General features: G+C 71.0%; 11 protein-coding genes. 6 read left to right on the top strand and 5 right to left on the bottom strand.

All coding sequences use genetic code 11. The annotated features are described in order from the left end of the window. Positions 1 to 73 precede the first annotated feature (73 nt). Positions 74 to 1,441, bottom strand: coding sequence for a M20/M25/M40 family metallo-hydrolase (locus ACH3VR_RS16175; RefSeq protein WP_397557353.1), 1,368 nt, complete (start codon positions 1,439 to 1,441; stop codon positions 74 to 76). A 153-nt stretch (positions 1,442 to 1,594) separates the two neighbouring features. Here ACH3VR_RS16175 and ACH3VR_RS16170 point away from each other — a divergent pair, with 153 nt between their 5' ends. Then, entirely contained in the window at positions 1,595 to 2,449 is an 855-nt protein-coding gene (locus tag ACH3VR_RS16170) for a sulfurtransferase (RefSeq protein ID WP_397557352.1), read from the top strand. A gap of 3 nt (positions 2,450 to 2,452) precedes the next feature. On the opposite strand, the gene ACH3VR_RS16165 is transcribed toward ACH3VR_RS16170, so the two are convergent. Next, a complete protein-coding gene (locus ACH3VR_RS16165; RefSeq protein ID WP_397557351.1) occupies positions 2,453 to 3,472 on the bottom strand; it encodes a LacI family DNA-binding transcriptional regulator in 1,020 nt (339 codons plus the stop codon). 75 nt (positions 3,473 to 3,547) lie between these two features. Here ACH3VR_RS16165 and ACH3VR_RS16160 point away from each other — a divergent pair, with 75 nt between their 5' ends. Both ACH3VR_RS16160 and ACH3VR_RS16155 read left to right on the top strand, forming a co-directional pair. Then, entirely contained in the window at positions 3,548 to 4,264 is a 717-nt protein-coding gene (locus ACH3VR_RS16160; RefSeq protein ID WP_397557350.1) for a ThuA domain-containing protein, read from the top strand. Beyond that, positions 4,234 to 5,304, top strand: a complete 1,071-nt coding sequence (locus tag ACH3VR_RS16155; RefSeq protein WP_397557349.1) for a Gfo/Idh/MocA family protein — start codon at positions 4,234 to 4,236, stop codon at positions 5,302 to 5,304. The genes ACH3VR_RS16160 and ACH3VR_RS16155 overlap by 31 nt, the downstream gene beginning before the upstream one ends. Before the next feature lie 142 nt (positions 5,305 to 5,446). On the opposite strand, the gene ACH3VR_RS16150 is transcribed toward ACH3VR_RS16155, so the two are convergent. Together ACH3VR_RS16150 and ACH3VR_RS16145 are read right to left on the bottom strand one after the other, a co-directional pair. After that, positions 5,447 to 6,856 carry an aldehyde dehydrogenase family protein gene (locus ACH3VR_RS16150; protein ID WP_397557348.1) on the bottom strand — a complete coding sequence of 470 codons (1,410 nt, stop codon included), beginning with the start codon at positions 6,854 to 6,856 and terminating at the stop codon, positions 5,447 to 5,449. 270 nt (positions 6,857 to 7,126) lie between these two features. Continuing rightward, entirely contained in the window at positions 7,127 to 8,074 is a 948-nt protein-coding gene (locus ACH3VR_RS16145; protein WP_397557347.1) for an AraC-like ligand-binding domain-containing protein, read from the bottom strand. 177 nt (positions 8,075 to 8,251) lie between these two features. On the opposite strand from ACH3VR_RS16145, the gene ACH3VR_RS16140 reads away from it, so the two are divergent. Both ACH3VR_RS16140 and ACH3VR_RS16135 read left to right on the top strand, forming a co-directional pair. After that, positions 8,252 to 9,775 (top strand): APC family permease, encoded by a 1,524-nt coding sequence (locus tag ACH3VR_RS16140; protein WP_397557346.1) that lies wholly within the window; start codon positions 8,252 to 8,254, stop codon positions 9,773 to 9,775. A gap of 104 nt (positions 9,776 to 9,879) precedes the next feature. Beyond that, positions 9,880 to 11,307 carry an HNH endonuclease signature motif containing protein gene (locus ACH3VR_RS16135; RefSeq protein ID WP_397557345.1) on the top strand — a complete coding sequence of 476 codons (1,428 nt, stop codon included), beginning with the start codon at positions 9,880 to 9,882 and terminating at the stop codon, positions 11,305 to 11,307. Positions 11,308 to 11,869: 562 nt separating this feature from the next. On the opposite strand, the gene ACH3VR_RS16130 is transcribed toward ACH3VR_RS16135, so the two are convergent. Then, positions 11,870 to 13,837 carry a primary-amine oxidase gene (locus ACH3VR_RS16130; RefSeq protein ID WP_397557463.1) on the bottom strand — a complete coding sequence of 656 codons (1,968 nt, stop codon included), beginning with the start codon at positions 13,835 to 13,837 and terminating at the stop codon, positions 11,870 to 11,872. Positions 13,838 to 14,101: 264 nt separating this feature from the next. On the opposite strand from ACH3VR_RS16130, the gene ACH3VR_RS16125 reads away from it, so the two are divergent. After that, positions 14,102 to 15,088 (top strand): aldo/keto reductase, encoded by a 987-nt coding sequence (locus ACH3VR_RS16125; protein ID WP_397557344.1) that lies wholly within the window; start codon positions 14,102 to 14,104, stop codon positions 15,086 to 15,088. The last annotated feature ends 18 nt before the right edge of the window (positions 15,089 to 15,106 follow it).

Here is a 15,106-nt window from a genome sequence, read left to right as displayed (position 1 = left end):
AGAGTGCGAAGCGGGCCGCGCGGGTCGCGTCATCACACGCGGTAAGAAGTCGTCTCGCGGGGTAACAGACGGCTCACGCCGTGCGGAGGATGCGCTCGGTCGCACGGGCCGAGAACTCCACCGCCGACACCGGGATGCGCTCGTCGGCGGCGTGGAACTGCCCGAAGACGTCGAAACCGTCGGGCACGCGCAGGGGCACGAATCCGTAGCCGGCGATGCCGAGACGCGCGAAGTGCTTGTTGTCGGTGCTCGCGGGCAGGAGATAAGGGACGACCTGCGCACCAGGGTCTTCTGCGTCGATCGCGGACTGGAGGATGCGCAGGAGCGGCGCGTCGACGTCGGCTTCGGTCGCCGACCACCAGCGTCCCCACCGCAGGTCGACGTCGTCTCCGACGATGCGTCGCAGCTCGTCGCGCAGCGCGTCGTCCTGACCGGGCAGCACGCGGATGTCGAGGCGTGCCGTCGCCTCGGCCGGGATGATGTTCGTCTTGCCCCCGGCGGACAGCACGGTCGGGGTCACGGTGTTGCGCAGACTCGCGCTGACGAGCGACGAGACGAACCCGAGCTCGTCGAGCTCGCGCTCGAGGGTCTCGTCCTCGAAGGCGAGCCCACGCGCGGCGCCGAACGAGCGCAGGAACGCATCCACGGCGGCCGTGCGCACGATCGGGAAGCGGTGCTCGCCCACCGCGGCGACGGCTCGTGACAGTCGCACGACGGGGTTGTCGGGCGTCGGGCGCGAGCCGTGCCCCGCACGGCCGCGCGCAGTCAGCGTCGCCCACGCGACCCCCTTCTCGCTCGTCGCGGCGAGATACGCGCGCCGTCCGTCGCCGAGCGGCACCGAGAAGCCGCCGACCTCGCTCAGCGCGTCAGTCGCCCGGGCGAAGAGGTCGGGACGGTTGTCGACGAGCCAGCCCCCACCCCAGACTCCGCCGGCCTCCTCGTCGGCGAGGAACGCGAAGATGAGGTCGCGCTCGGGCACGATGCCCTCGCGGGCGAAGTGCCGGGCAACGGCGAGGATCGTGCCGGCGAAGTTCTTCATGTCGACGGCGCCGCGTCCATACAGCCAGCCGTCGTGCACCTCCGCGCCGAAGGGCGGATGCTCCCACTCCTGGCCCTCGACGGGCACCACGTCGAGGTGCGCGTGCGCGACGAGCGCGCCGCGCTCGGGGTGCGCGCCGCGGATGCGGGCGACGACGGAGGCGCGCCCGGGACGCGGCTCGACGAGCTCGGCCTCGATGCCCACTTCGGCCAGCAGATCGCGCACGAGCAGGGCCGCTCGCGTCTCGCCGTCGCCGATCGTCTCGGCCACCCCCGTGTTGACCGAGTCGATGCGGATCAGCTCGCGCGTCAGCGCGACCGCCTCCTCCTGGAGCGTCGTCAGGGCGAGCTCGCGGAGCGTCGGAGTGGGGGTGCGCAGGTCCGTCGGGCTCTCGGTGGTCATGGGCGCGACGCTATGCGGGGCGCGGGTCGCGGCATCCTTCGACCTGTCATACGGGGCAACCGTCGAATCGATATGAGTCGGCAGTTTTCGCCACGTTGCCGCATGTTTCGCCGGTCCGCGACGACCCCTGCAGACGCGCGCAACACTCGTGCTATGCCTCACCTCATCGCACCGCGCGCACTCCACACCGAGCTGGCTTCCGGCCGCCCGGTGCGGATGCTCGACGTGCGCTGGCGGCTCGACGTGCCTGAGGGGCGCCCCGCCTACGTGTCGGCGCACCTGCCGGAGGCCGTGTACGTCAACCTCGAACGGGAGCTCGCGAAGCCGGGGTATCCCGAGGAGGGACGGTATCCGCTGCCCGACCTCGCCGACCTCGAACAGTCTGCGCGACGGTGGGGGATCGACGACGGCGACCTCGTCATCGCATACGACGACAACGACGCCGTCGCGGCGGCACGCGCCTGGTGGCTGCTGCGCACGCGCGGCGTCGACATCCGCGTGCTCGACGGCGGGCTGCGGGGCTGGGTGGCAGAGGGCCTGCCGCTCGAGCGCGGTGACCGCGCTCCCCAGCCGGGCTCGGTGACACTCCTCGATGTCGATCCCGGCACCGCGACGATCGACGATGCCGCCCGTGCGCCCATCACGGGGCACCTCGTCGACACGCGCGCCCCCGAGCAGTACCGCGGCATCGCGACGGGCCTCGATCCGGTCGCGGGCCACATCCCCGGCGCCGTCAACGTGCCCGCCATCACGCACATCGCGCGCGACGGCACGCTCAAGTCTCCGGCCGAGATCCGGGCGGCCTTCGAGGCCTACGAGATCGACCTCGACCTGCCGATCACGCTCTACTGCGGCGCCGGCATCGGCTCGGCGCACACAGCGCTCGCCCTCGCGCACGCCGGCGTCGAGGCGCGCGTCTTCCCCGGCTCGTGGAGCCAGTGGTCGCGCTCGCAGAGCAGGCCCGTCGCGGTCGGCCGCACCCCCGCAGGAGTGCTCCAGGCCTGGTGAGGGTCACACCGAGCCGGTCGACCCCCGCACGATGAGCTCGGTCGGCAGCTCGACCTGACGTGGCATGACGGCCTCGCCCCGACGGAGGCCGTCGACGAGCTCGACGGCCCGCGCCGCCATTTCGCGGATCGGCTGGCGCACCGTCGTGAGCGGGATGCCCCGCACCCGCTGGATCGGGTCGTCGTCGAAACCGACGACGCCGACGTCGTCGGGAACGCGGCGTCCGGCATCCGTCACGGCCGCAGCGATCGCCCGCGCGACGCCGTCGTTGAACGCGAAGACCCCCAGTCGCCCCTCGGCGGAGAGCTCGAGCAGCCGGTCGCGCGTAGCGCGGGGCACCTCGTGCGACCAGTCGGCCTCGACGGCTTCGACGACGGCGCCGGGGAGCGCCTCGGCGAGGCCTTCGCGGAAGCCGCGCTCGCGCTCGCGGCCGAACCGGTACCGCAGCCGCCCCGATGCGAAGGCGAACCGCTCATATCCCTGCGCGACGAGGTGCCGTGCGGCGTCCGCCCCGCCCGCCCGGTTCGTCGCGCCGACGGTCACGAGGCCCAGGTCGGTGCGGGCCTGCGGATCGAGCAGCACGGTCGGCACGGCGAATCCCGCGAAGAGCTCGAGCTGTCGTCGCGTGGGCGTGATGAGCGCCAGCACGACCCCCGACGAGCGCCGCGCGGCGATGCGCATGGGCCAGTCGTCGGTGGGATCGTCGCGCTCGCGCGTGAGCACGAGGTCGTAGCCGAGGTCGAAGGCGCGCTCGTGGGCGCCCTGCACGACCTGGCTCGTCCAGCCGCCGCCGAGCCCGCCGACGACGAGCTCGATGAGCTGCGGATCGGGATGTGGCCGGCGTCCGCGCGCCGTCGAGGAGCGGTCGTAGCCGAGCCGGGCCGCAGCCTCGAGGACGGCGGTGCGGGTCGCGGGGGAGAAGTCGCCGGTGCGCGAGAGGACGCGCGACGCAGTGGCGGCCGAAACACCCGCTGCGGCCGCGACGTCACGCAGCGACGCTCGGCCCGGCATCCCCGATTCCATGCAGACAATTTTTGCGCACTATTCGGGCGATGGATGCCTCGACCTGGCATCGTCGTGGGTCGGAGGTGGTGCTCGATGACGACAGCCACGAAGAAGGCCCTCGTCGTGCGGGGCGGATGGGACGGCCACAAGCCCGTCGAGGCGAGCGAGCGGTTCATCCCGTTCCTCGAGGAGCAGGGCTTCGCCGTGCGGGTCGAGGAGTCGACGGCGGTCTACGCCGACGCGGAGGCGATGGCGGCGACCGACCTCGTCGTGCAGTGCGTCACGATGTCGCAGATCGAGCGCGAAGAGCTCGCCGGGTTGCGCGCCGCGGTCGAGGCGGGCACGGGGCTCACCGGCTGGCACGGCGGCATCGCCGACTCGTTCCGTGCGTCGTCGGACTACCTGCAGCTCGTCGGCGGGCAGTTCGCGACGCACCCCTCGGTCGGCCCCGGTGAGCAGCGGCTCGAGGGGGAGGAGAACTTCCGCGACTACACCGTGCACTTCACGGAGGCGGGGCGGAGGCATCCCGTCACGGCCGGCCTCGACGATTTCGACCTCCACACCGAGCAGTACTGGGTGCTGTACGACGGGCTCATCGACGTGCTCGCCACCACGACCCACCCTGCCGAGGACTGGCAGCCGTGGAACCGGCCGCACACGTCGCCCGTCGTCTGGACGCGCGAATGGGGCGCGGGACGCATCGTCGTCTCGACGCCCGGGCACAGTCTCGACGTGCTCGACCACCCCACCATCCGCACCATCATCGAAAGGGGCATGCTGTGGGCAGCACGCACCGCATCGGCGTCGTAGGACTCGGCGTCATCTCGAAGGTCTACCTCGAGACTCTCTCTCAGGCTCGGGATGCCGCCATCACGGCCGTCGCCGACCTCGACCCCTCCAAGGCGCGAACAGTGGCCGATTCGCTGCCCGCGGCGCGAGCACTCTCGGTCTCCGAGCTTCTCGGCGCGGACGACGTCGATGTCGTGCTCAACCTCACGATCCCCGCGGCGCACGCGGAGATCGCGCTCGGTGCGATCGAGAACGGCAAGGACGTGTACGGCGAGAAGCCGCTCGCCGCGACATTCGCCGACGCGTCGCGGATCATGAGCGAGGCGGGAGCGGCCGGCGTGCGCGTGGGCGCCGCCCCCGACACGGTGCTCGGCACGGGCGTGCAGACTGCGCGTGCCGTCATCGACGCCGGCGAGATCGGGCGGCCGCTCGCGGCGACCGCCGTCATGGTGACGCCCGGCCACGAGCGCTGGCATCCGCATCCCGACTTCTACTACCAGCCGGGCGGCGGGCCGCTCCTCGACATGGGGCCCTACTACGTCACGTCCCTCGTGCAGCTGCTCGGGCCGGTCGCCCGGGTGATCGGCGCGGGGAGCAGCCTGCGCGATGAACGCGTCATCGGCTCAGGGCCGCGGGCGGGGGAGTCGATACCGGTCGACGTCGACTCGCACGTCACGGGCATCCTCGAGCACGCGTCGGGCGCGCTCTCGACGATCACGACGACCTTCGACGGCGTCGCGACGAAGGCGCCGAACATCGAGGTGCACGGCGAGACGGCGTCGCTCATCGTGCCCGATCCCAATCACTTCGACGGCGACGTGCTGCGGCATCCCCTCGGGGGCTCGGGCTGGGAGGTCGTGCCGCCGCGCGCCGGTGTCGTGGGCGCCGCCCGCGGGGCGGGGCTGCTCGACATGATGCGCGGCGCGACGCCGCGAGCCTCGGGGGCCATGGGACTCCACGTGCTGGAGATCATGACCGGACTGCTCGAGTCGGCCCGCAGCGGCCGGCGCGTCGAGCTGGCGACGACAGTCGAGCGGCCGCCGCTCGTGCCGCTGGGCTGAACGCGGTCGCTGAACTCAGACGCTGACCCCGGTCGCTGACCCCGGTCGCTGAGCTTGTCGAAGCGTCGAGCCCGAGCCCGCGTGGGGCGTGGAGCACGACCCCTCGACACGCTCGGGGACCGGGGCTGGGGACAGGGTCAGATCACCAGGAGATGACCTTCGGGGCTGCCACAGCCTTGAGCCCGGCGGCGCCGAACTCCTGGCCGTAGCCGGAGGCCTTCACGCCGCCGAACGGGACCTGCGGGTTGAGGCCGCCGTGCCCGTTGATCCAGACGGTGCCGGCCTCGAGGCGCTTGGCGACCTCGATGGCGGCATCCCGATCCGACGACCACACCGAGGCGCCGAGACCCTGCTGCGACGCGTTGGCGCGGCGGACGGCGTCGTCGACGTCGGCGTAGCGGATCACCGGGATGGCGGGGCCGAACTGCTCTTCGTCGACGAGGGCCGCGCCGTCTTCGATGTCGGCGACGACGGTGGCCTGGTAGAACAGCGGCCCGAGGTCGGGGAGCGGCCGGCCGCCCGTCACGATGCGGGCGCCGCGGGCGCGGGCGTCGTCGACGAGGCGGGTCACGATGTCGAACTGCTTCTCGTTCTGGAGGGGGCCGAGCACGTTGCCGTCGTCGAGGCCGCGGCCCATCGGCATCGCCTCGGCGAGGCCGGCGAGAGCGTCGACGACCTCGTCGTAGACGGAGTCGTGCACGTAGAGCCGCTTGAGGGCGGCGCAGGTCTGTCCGGTGTTGATGAAGCATCCCCAAAACAGGTCCTGCGCGACCTGGGCCACATCGGTGCCGGGCAGGACGATCCCGGCGTCGTTGCCGCCGAGTTCGAGCGTGAGTCGGGCGAGGTTGTGCGCCGAGGATTCGACGATGCGGCGGCCGGTCGCGGTCGACCCGGTGAACATGATCTTGTCGAGGTCTGGGTGCGCGGCGATCGCGGCGCCCACCTCCCGGTCGCCCGAGATCGCGGTCAGCACGCCCTCGGGCAGGTGCCGGTTGAACACCTCGACGAGCGCGAGCACCGACAGCGGCGTGTACTCGCTGGGCTTGGCGACGACGGTGTTCCCCATCCGCAGCGACGGCGCGATCTGCCAGACCGTGATCATCATCGGCCAGTTCCAGGGGCCGATCGCCCCGACGACGCCGAGCGGGTCATAGTGCACCTCGGCGCGTGCGCTGCCCGCCTCGAAGACGACCTCGGGCTCGAGGACGGTGTCGGCGGCGCTGCGGGTCCACACGGCGCAGGCGCCCACCTCGAACCGCGCGTTCGGGCCGTCCAGCGGCTTGCCCTGCTCCCGGGAGAGGATGACAGCGAGCTCCTCGGCGCTCGCCTCGATGTCGTCGGCGATCGCGTTGAGGATGCGGCTGCGCTCCGCGTGGCCCAGCGCCGCCCACGCGGGCTGCGCCGCACGGGCCGCCGCGATCGCGGCGTTCAGGTCGGCGACCGTGTGGACCGGCGCGTAGCCGATCGTCTCGCGGGTCGCGGCATCCGGAATCGCCCGCCCCTCGCTCTGGGAAACGGTGACGGCATCCAGCAGCGTCGTCGCAACGGTCATGGGATCCTCCTCGATCGGGTCTTCACCGATCATGCGCCGGTCGTCCCCGGCGCGATTGCCGATCCGCGCAGGAGGATTGCCCGTCGGCGCAGTGCCCGGTGTCAGCCGTGCCGGATGGATGCCGGTGCCAGGCGTGCTCGGCGGATGCCGGTGCAGGCGATCGAGGGATGCCGGTGTCGGGCGTGCTCGGCGCGATGCCGGGGTCGGGCGTGCTCGGCGCATGCCGGGGTCGGGCGTGCCGGTGTCAGGCTCGCTCGGCGGCTGCCGGGGTCAGGCGTGCTCGGCGCGCACCGCGCTCGGGGGTACCCCGAAGTGCGCGCGGAACGTGCGGCTGAAGTGCGCCGGGTCGACGAACCCGTTCGAGAGCGCGATCGTCGTGATCGAGCGGTGCGCGTGCTGCGGGTTCACGAGCTCGTCGTAGCAGCGCTCGAGGCGGCGCGTGCGCACGACGGTCGACACCGTCGTGCCCTGATCGCTGAAGATGGCGTGCAGGTGCCGCACCGAGATGAAGTGCGCCGCGGCGATCTCGGCGGGTGCGAGGTCGGGATCGGAGAGGCGGTCGTCGATGAAATCCAGGATGCGGCGCAGCAGTGCGTCGTGCGCGCCGGCGCCCGGCGCCGCGGCGAGGTTCGCCTCGAGGAGGGTGCCGACCATGTCGACGGCCGTGCGGAACAGCCGCCGGGCGACGTGACCGTCGAGCTCGCCGGCGTCGCGCGCGAGCGAGGCGACGTAGGGACGGATGAGGCCGCCGACGCCGCCCGACCCGTCCAGGCGCGTCGCGGTGATGCGACCCACGGTCTCGGCGGGGATGTCGAGGAGCACCTTCGGGAACATGACGACCGACATCTTCATCGTCTCGTCGAAGAGGAGCGAGTAGGGCTTGTCGGTGTCGTAGATCGCCATGTCGCCGGCGCCGAGCGCCGTCTCGCGGCCATCCTGCACGATGAGGCCGGTGCCGCGCTCGATGAGCGAGAACTTGAAGTAGCGCTGCGGCGCCCGTGCGATGAGCGCCGGCGTGCGGTGCACGGCGTGCTCGTCGGCGGTGATGTCGAAGACATGGATGTCGCCGGTCGCGGATGCGGCGAGCCCACCGCGGAAGTCGTCGCGCCGGTCGCTGTGCACGTCGAGGGCGACGACGGCGTCGGAGACGGCCTTGCGGTAGTCCGTGAAGTCGAGCGGACCGATCGGTTCAGGGGCCGCGTGCGAGGCCTCGGGCATGTTCCACCTCACTGTGGATGATCGTATACGATCCCTCGATCGTACCAGGTGCATGGCGTGCCCGCATCGACAAGGTCTCTGCTCTCGGCGACAACCCGAGTCGTCGTGCCCGTCCGACCATGAGAACGGCGGAGTGGACCCGTGCTCCGCCGATGGATCGCATCGAAGGAGCTGCCCATGGCCACTTCCGGCCCGACGACGTCCACGACCCGCACGGCGGAGCATCGCCGCCTGGGCGTGCTCGCCGTCGCTTTCATGATCATCGCCGCCTCGGCACCCCTCACCGTCGTCGCCGGCGGCGTCACGAGCGCGTACTCGGTGACGCACGTCGACGGCATCCCGTTCGGCTACATCCTGCTGGCCGTGGTGCTGGCGATCTTCGCGATCGGGTACGCCGCCATGAGCCGCTTCATCACGAACGCCGGCGCGTTCTACTCCTATGTCTCACAGGGGATCGGCCGTCCGGCCGGGGTCGGGGGATCGATCCTCGCCCTCATCTCCTACAACGCGATGCAGATAGGCATCTGGGGCATGTTCGGCTTCCAGATCTCCTCGTTCATCGAGTCGAAGACCGGCTGGGCATCCCCGTGGTGGGCGTGGGTGCTGGTCGGCATCGTCATCGTCGGGTTCCTCGGCGTCAACCGCGTCGACCTGTCGGCCAAGGTGCTGGGCGCCCTCGTCGCCCTCGAGTTCCTCGCCGTCATCGTGTTCGACGGCGCCGCCTTCCTGAACCCCGCCCAGGGCTTCACGGCCGCCCCGATGACGCCGTCGGCGCTGTTCGTGCCGGGCGTCGGCGCTGTCCTCGCGTTCGGCATCGCGGCGTTCATGGGCTTCGAGTCGGCCGCGATCTACGGCGAGGAGTCGAAGGACCCCAAGCGCACCATCCCGCGTGCGACCTTCCTCGCCGTCGCCGTCATCGGCGTCTTCTACGCGATCTCGTCATGGGCGCTCGCGCTCGCCGTGGGACCCGAGAAGATCACCGACCCGACCGGCATCACGCCGGAGGAGGCCGGTCCCCCGCTGTTCTTCAACTTCGTCGGCGAATACCTCGGCACGGTCTGGGTCGACATCATGTCGATCCTGTTCATCACGAGCCTGTTCGCGGCGCTCGTCAGCTTCCACAACGCCGTCTCGCGCTACGCGTTCTCGCTCGGCCGCGAGGGCGTGCTCCCGCGGCAGCTCGGCACAGTCCGCACGTCGAGCGGCGCGCCCTGGGCCGGATCGCTCGCGCAGACCGTCCTCGCCGCCGTCGTCATCATCGCCTTCGCGATCGGCGAGAGCGGCTGGAATCCCGCGAACGGCCCGTACCCCGTGCTGACGCTGTTCACGTGGCTCACGAATCTCGGTGCGTTCGGCCTCGTGCTGCTCATGGTGCTCGTCTCGGCGGCCGTCATCGGCTTCTTCCGCCGCGACGCACGCGACGTCGGCGTCGGCAGCCGTCTCGTCGCCCCGATCGTCGCGCTCGTCTCGCTCGGCACGGTGTGGATCCTCATCCTCGCGAACTGGGATGTGCTCCTCGGACAGACACAGTCGACGCCGATGACGTTCATCCTTCCCGCCGTGCTCCTCGTCCCGTCCGCCGCGGCGGTCGTGTGGGCGTACTGGCTGCGCAAGGCCAAGCCCGACGTGTACCGCCAGATCGGTCACGGCGCCGACGAGGCCGCCGCCCCGCACCTCGGGAGCGAGCCCGTCGGCGTCTGACACGCTCTCGCGAGGGCCTCCGGCGTCGATGTCGGAGGCCCTCGTTACGCTGAGATCATCAGTTGAGAGACGTGCCCCTCTCCTTCTTGGAACAGGTGCGCGTCATGTCCACGCTTCCCCAGCGGCGACTCGTCGAGTCGGTTCGTGCGGTGTGCGTGCAGCTGGGTGGGGCGGATCCAGCGCCTGCGATCGCGTCGCTCGACGATGACGGTCTCATGGCTGCGCTGACATCCATCTCCGACGCGCAGCGCGCGCTTCAGGTGCTCGGTGCACTGGTGACGGCGGAGGTGTCCCGACGCTCCGAGCGCGAACTCGGCTATGCCGGACTCGCCCAACGGCAGGGCCACCGCACGGGGACGGATCTGGTGCAGTCGGTCACGGGTCAGACTCGGTCCGACGTGCGGAAGGCGACGGAGGCCGGGAAGGACTTGCGCGCGTCGGCGGGTGGGGCGGGAACGGATGCCTCGGCAACTTCTTCGGCCCCGACGCAGAGCTGGTTCGCGCCGCTCGTCGATGCGCTCCGAAACGGCGTCCTGTCGCGGGAGCAGTACGACGCGATCCGGCGCGGACTCGGCGAGCCGCCCGTGGAGCGTTACCCCGAGCTCGAGGCGGACTTCCTCACTGCGGCGTGGGGCGTTGCGGCGGCCGCGCTGGTTCGGGAGGCGCAGGATCGCGGTGTCGAAGATCTGGCCTCGGCGGCTCGGCTGGCACGCGACGGTCTCGATCCGGCCGGTGTGCAGTTGCGGTTCGATGAACGATTCGAACGCCGGTCGTTCAGGGCGTGGATCGATCAAGACGGTCAGCATCATGCGCGCATCGTGTTCGACGATGAGGCTGCCGTCTGGGTGCACACGATCCTGAATGCGGCGCTGCGCCCTCGCCGCGGACCGCGTTTCGTGAACCCGGATGCCCCGCCGGATGTCACATCGACCGACGATCCTCGCACCACCGAACAGCTCCAGTACGACACGCTCATGGCCGTCCTGCGCACAGGGGCTGCCGCCGACCCCGCTCAGGCGTTTGGAGACCGCCAGCCCGGCATCCGCATCGTCGTGACCGAGCAGTCGTTGGCGGAACGGGATGCCGTGGGTCGGCCCGTGGGCACGGCGTTCGCCGAGGAGACCGGCCAAGCACTGCCAGCCTCGGTGGCCGAACGCTACCTGTGCGACGCGGCTGCCAGGGCTGTCCTCGTCTCGGCCGAAGGCGCGCCCCTCGACGTCGGACGCGACAGACGCCTCTTCACCGAGCGACAACGTGTCGCCATGGCCGTACGCGACGGTGGATGCCTCGACTGCGGCGCCGAGCCCTCCCGCTGCGAAGCGCATCATCTTCGACATTGGGTCGCGCACCATGGTCGCACCGACCTCGCCGATGGGGTTCTGCTCTGCCGGAACTGTCACATGCGCGTCCACAACCTGGGCGGGTCGATCACCCGGATCGGCTCGACCTACTACCTGCATCTGCCCGGCAAGGAGCCGCGCGAGCTCCGACCGCGCTCGCTCCTGAGATTCCAGCGGTCGGGCGCGGGTTAGCGCGGGCAGGCCGGTCAGCCGGCAGGAGAAGTGCGTCGGCATCAGGCCGGGACGAACCTATCGAACGGGACAGCGTCGGCTGTCCCTGGCTTATCGCCGGCTCACGGTTCGATGACGCGGGGTCGCGTTCTCGAAGTCGGTCCGCAGTTCGACCGCGACCTTGGACGCTCGGCTGTTCCGAGCGGGAGTCCACGGACTGTCGAACGTGACCGCACCGCGGCGATCAACATCGACGATCGGTGCGCCGGTAGACGCGGTCGCAGCGGACATCGAGCGCAAGGCGAGGGTTCCGCCGTACCGTCAGAGAAAACCTGACGCGCCCCGGGTCAACCTCGATCGGTGCGTCGGTGAACCTGAGACCTCGTACCGCCGGAGCGAGCTGTCGGCGTCTGACTGGCGCACCAGGGAGCCAGCACGCCCCCGCATCCCTCCCGCTCATCGGGGTCGCAGCCGATGAACTCCGACGCCGAACCCACACTCGCCTCCCCAAACCACACTCGCGAGCGGAGATCGCGTGCGGGGTGGGCGGCGGAGTGTGGGTTCGACGACCTGAGGAAGGGTTTCAGCTGCCGCAGCGGCAGTCGTCGCCGCAGTCGCCCTTCGCCTCGGCGTGGGCCTGGCTCGACTCGGGGACGTCCATCGCGGGGTTGACGTCGAGGAAGCCGTACGGCTTGAACCAGAAGCCCGCGTAGTCGACGGGCATGATCGGCCAGTCCTCGGGCCGCGGGATGTGCGTCAGCCCGAACGTATGCCACAGCACGAGGTCGTCGCCGTCGATCGAGCGGTCGTCCGAGGTGTATGCAGGCAGGCCCGCGCCGCCCTGATGGGCGTTGGGGTAGCGGCCGGACGGCCAGCGCTCGTCGTCGTCGTACGCCGTGCCCCACAGGTGCTTCGTCGCGAACGCGGCGCGCGCGGCGACCGTCGAGGCGGGGTCGGCCATGAGGAGCGCCGTCGGCTGGGGGATGAGGTGGTAAGCCGTGGGCTTGCCGATGTAGTTGGTCTTCGATGCGGAGCGCACCTCCCACACCCGCGCGACCGACGTGTCGGCGACGCGCTGCGCCTCCTGCTCGGAGCGCAGCGGCGTCTCGGTCCAGGTGAAGGCGTTGCCGAACGGGTTGTCCTCACCCATCGGGATGCGAGCGGCGTCGATTTCGAGCAGCTGGTTGTCGGTGCCGTCGATGTCGACGTCGAGGCGCGCGCTGAAAAGGTGCTGGTGCACGGGCGCGAAGACGCCGGGCGCGATCTCGGGGGCATGCCGATTCGTCGACCCTGGGTGGCCCCCGCCGACGAACACGATTCCGGTCGCCTTCGCCTCGAGCTGGATCGAGCCGTCGAGGTAGAAGTACCAGAAGAAGCCGTAGTCGTAGTTGCCGATCGTCGAGAAGTACGACACGACGAGCCGGCGCGAGCGGCGAACCTGGCCGCCGACCGGTCCCTGTTCGGTGTGCTTCCACAGCACGCCGTAGTCCTCCTCGTGCATGCACACGACGTTGGGGATCTCGACGGGGTTGCCGTGGTCGTCGGCGACGTAGCCGTCGAAGTAGCGGATGACGCCGAGGCAGTCGCATCCCAGCTCGAGGTGGTTGGCGTTCTTGCCGAGGAGGTACTCGCCGGCGTCGAAGTAGCTGATCCAGAAGCGCGTCGGCGACGTGTCGCCGTAGGGCACGACCATCTCGGGCACGCTCGCGCGGTGCAGCACCGAGCGCCCGCCGAACGTCACCTCGTTGAGCACGAGGCCCTCGCGGGCGTTGAAGCCGATCCGCATCGACCAGCCCTCCCACTCGACGTGGTGGCCCTGCACCCGGAAGCTCGGGCCCTCGGGCTGCGTGATCTCGATGGGCTTGAGCGTCGTGCGCGCCGGCCCGACGGCATCCGGGGTGTACTTCCCACTCCCCGTGGGAACCGGGACGTCGCCCTCGTCCTCGATGCGGATGACGCGGTTCTCGACGAGGTCGATGTGCACGATGAGGCCCTCGACGGGGTGCGCCCACGGGATGTCGTCCTCGCTGTCGCGCAGGAACGTGAGCGAGCGGATGACCCGGCGGCCCACTTCGTCGGCACGGCCCGTGAACCCGGGCGCGAGCGGCGAGCAGAACGCGAGCTCGATGCGGTCCTGGAGGCCGCGGCGACGCATCGCCGCCTGCCATTCGGGCGACGCCTTGACGATCTCGGCGGCGCGGTCGTACTCCTCGAAGAGGTACTGCGGCTGGCCGTACGGCGGCGCCGACGGGTCGATGTCACGGCGCTCGACGACCTCGCCCCGCGTGACCGAGACGATCGCCTCGACGACGGCGCCGGTCGCGGCGTCGAGCAGCGTCACGTCGACGCTGCGCTCGAAGGGGCTGCCCGGGGTCCAGGCGGCGAGCTCGTCCTTGCGCGGCTCATGGGGGAGCAGCATCGGCACGCGCATGGACTCGCCCAGGAGTCCCGCCGCCACGAGGATCTCGCGCGCCCGCGCGATCTCGCCCGCGGTCAGCGGGTCGAGAGGATGCCGCGGCGCGGCCTCCGCGGCCGCGCGCAGCGGGATCATGTCGGGGTTGCCCTGGGCATGATCGTGCTCGTGCTCAGGGGCCTGCGTGTGCGTGTGGCCGTGGTGCGACATCCGAACTCCTTGCGCTCTGGTCCACCGTGAAGTCAACCCGTGCAGGAGGCTTCGCGCTTGTCTGTCGGCGCACGGGTCGTGGACATCGGTGCGGGGGTGGCGGGCATCGGTGCCGGGCCGCGAAGGGGGTACCGCCGGTACCGGTCACGACCCGCCCTCCCGGGGAGCGCGAAGGGGGAGTTGAGTGGACGCATGGACACACGCACACTCGGCGACGGCCTCACGGTCAGCGCCATCGGATTCGGCTGCATGAGCCTGACAGGCGCCTACGGATCGGCGCCGCGCGATCGCGCCGACGCGGTCTCGCTCATCCGCCACGCCATCGACCTCGGCGTCACCTTCTTCGACACGGCGGAGGTGTACGGCCCCTTCGCCAACGAGGACGTCGTCGGCGAGGCCCTCGAGTCGCGCCGCGACGACGTCGTGCTCGCCACGAAGTTCGGGTTCGCCTTCGACGGCACGACGCAGACCGGCGTATCGAGCCGGCCCGAGAACATCCGGCGCGCCGTCGAGGGCTCGCTGCAGCGCCTGCGCACCGACCGCATCGACCTCTACTACCAGCACCGCGTCGACCCCGCCGTGCCGATCGAGGACGTCGCCGGCACCGTCAAGGAGCTCGTCGCCGAGGGCAAGGTGCTGCACTTCGGCCTGTCCGAAGCGTCGGCCGAGACGATCCGTCGCGCGCACGCCGTCCAGCCCGTGGCCGCCCTGCAGAGCGAATACAACCTGTGGTGGCGCCGGCTCGAGGACGAGGTCATCCCGACGCTCGGCGAGCTCGGCATCGGCCTCGTGCCGTTCAGCCCGCTCGGCAAGGGATTCCTCACCGGGGCGGTCGATGCCGGCACGACGTTCGGCGCGGGCGACCTGCGCGCGCGCATCCCGCGCTTCCAGGACGAGGCGCGGGAGGCCAACCTCGCCCTCGTCGAGGTCGTGCGACGCGTCGCCGACCGGGTGGGTGCGACGCCCGCGCAGGTCGCGCTCGCCTGGCTGCTGACCCGCCAGCCGTGGATCGCGCCCATCCCGGGCACGACGAAGCGCGAGCGGCTGGAGGAGAACACGGCTGCTGCCGCGGTCGTGCTGTCGGCGAGTGACCTCGCCGAACTGCAGGAGGCAGCGGACGGCATCCGGATCGTCGGCGGCCGCTACCCCGAAGAGCTCGAGCGCATGACGAACCTGTAGTTCGGCCCGCTCGCCGGG

Origin of the sequence: Microbacterium alkaliflavum (assembly GCF_044325405.1) — a bacterium.
Taxonomy (GTDB): domain Bacteria; phylum Actinomycetota; class Actinomycetes; order Actinomycetales; family Microbacteriaceae; genus Microbacterium; species Microbacterium alkaliflavum.
This window is presented reverse-complemented; position numbering and strand designations above follow the sequence as displayed.

Bases quoted from the DNA above. Each gene is read 5' to 3' on its own strand.
- ACH3VR_RS16175 (WP_397557353.1), bottom strand. From the start codon at position 1,441: ATGACCACCGAGAGCCCGACGGACCTGCGCACCCCCACTCCGACGCTC.
- ACH3VR_RS16170 (WP_397557352.1), top strand. From the start codon at position 1,595: ATGCCTCACCTCATCGCACCGCGCGCACTCCACACCGAGCTGGCTTCC.
- ACH3VR_RS16165 (WP_397557351.1), bottom strand. From the start codon at position 3,472: ATGGAATCGGGGATGCCGGGCCGAGCGTCGCTGCGTGACGTCGCGGCC.
- ACH3VR_RS16160 (WP_397557350.1), top strand. From the start codon at position 3,548: ATGACGACAGCCACGAAGAAGGCCCTCGTCGTGCGGGGCGGATGGGAC.
- ACH3VR_RS16150 (WP_397557348.1), bottom strand. From the start codon at position 6,856: ATGACCGTTGCGACGACGCTGCTGGATGCCGTCACCGTTTCCCAGAGC.
- ACH3VR_RS16145 (WP_397557347.1), bottom strand. From the start codon at position 8,074: ATGCCCGAGGCCTCGCACGCGGCCCCTGAACCGATCGGTCCGCTCGAC.
- ACH3VR_RS16140 (WP_397557346.1), top strand. From the start codon at position 8,252: ATGGCCACTTCCGGCCCGACGACGTCCACGACCCGCACGGCGGAGCAT.
- ACH3VR_RS16135 (WP_397557345.1), top strand. From the start codon at position 9,880: ATGTCCACGCTTCCCCAGCGGCGACTCGTCGAGTCGGTTCGTGCGGTG.
- ACH3VR_RS16130 (WP_397557463.1), bottom strand. From the start codon at position 13,837: ATGATCCCGCTGCGCGCGGCCGCGGAGGCCGCGCCGCGGCATCCTCTC.
- ACH3VR_RS16125 (WP_397557344.1), top strand. From the start codon at position 14,102: ATGGACACACGCACACTCGGCGACGGCCTCACGGTCAGCGCCATCGGA.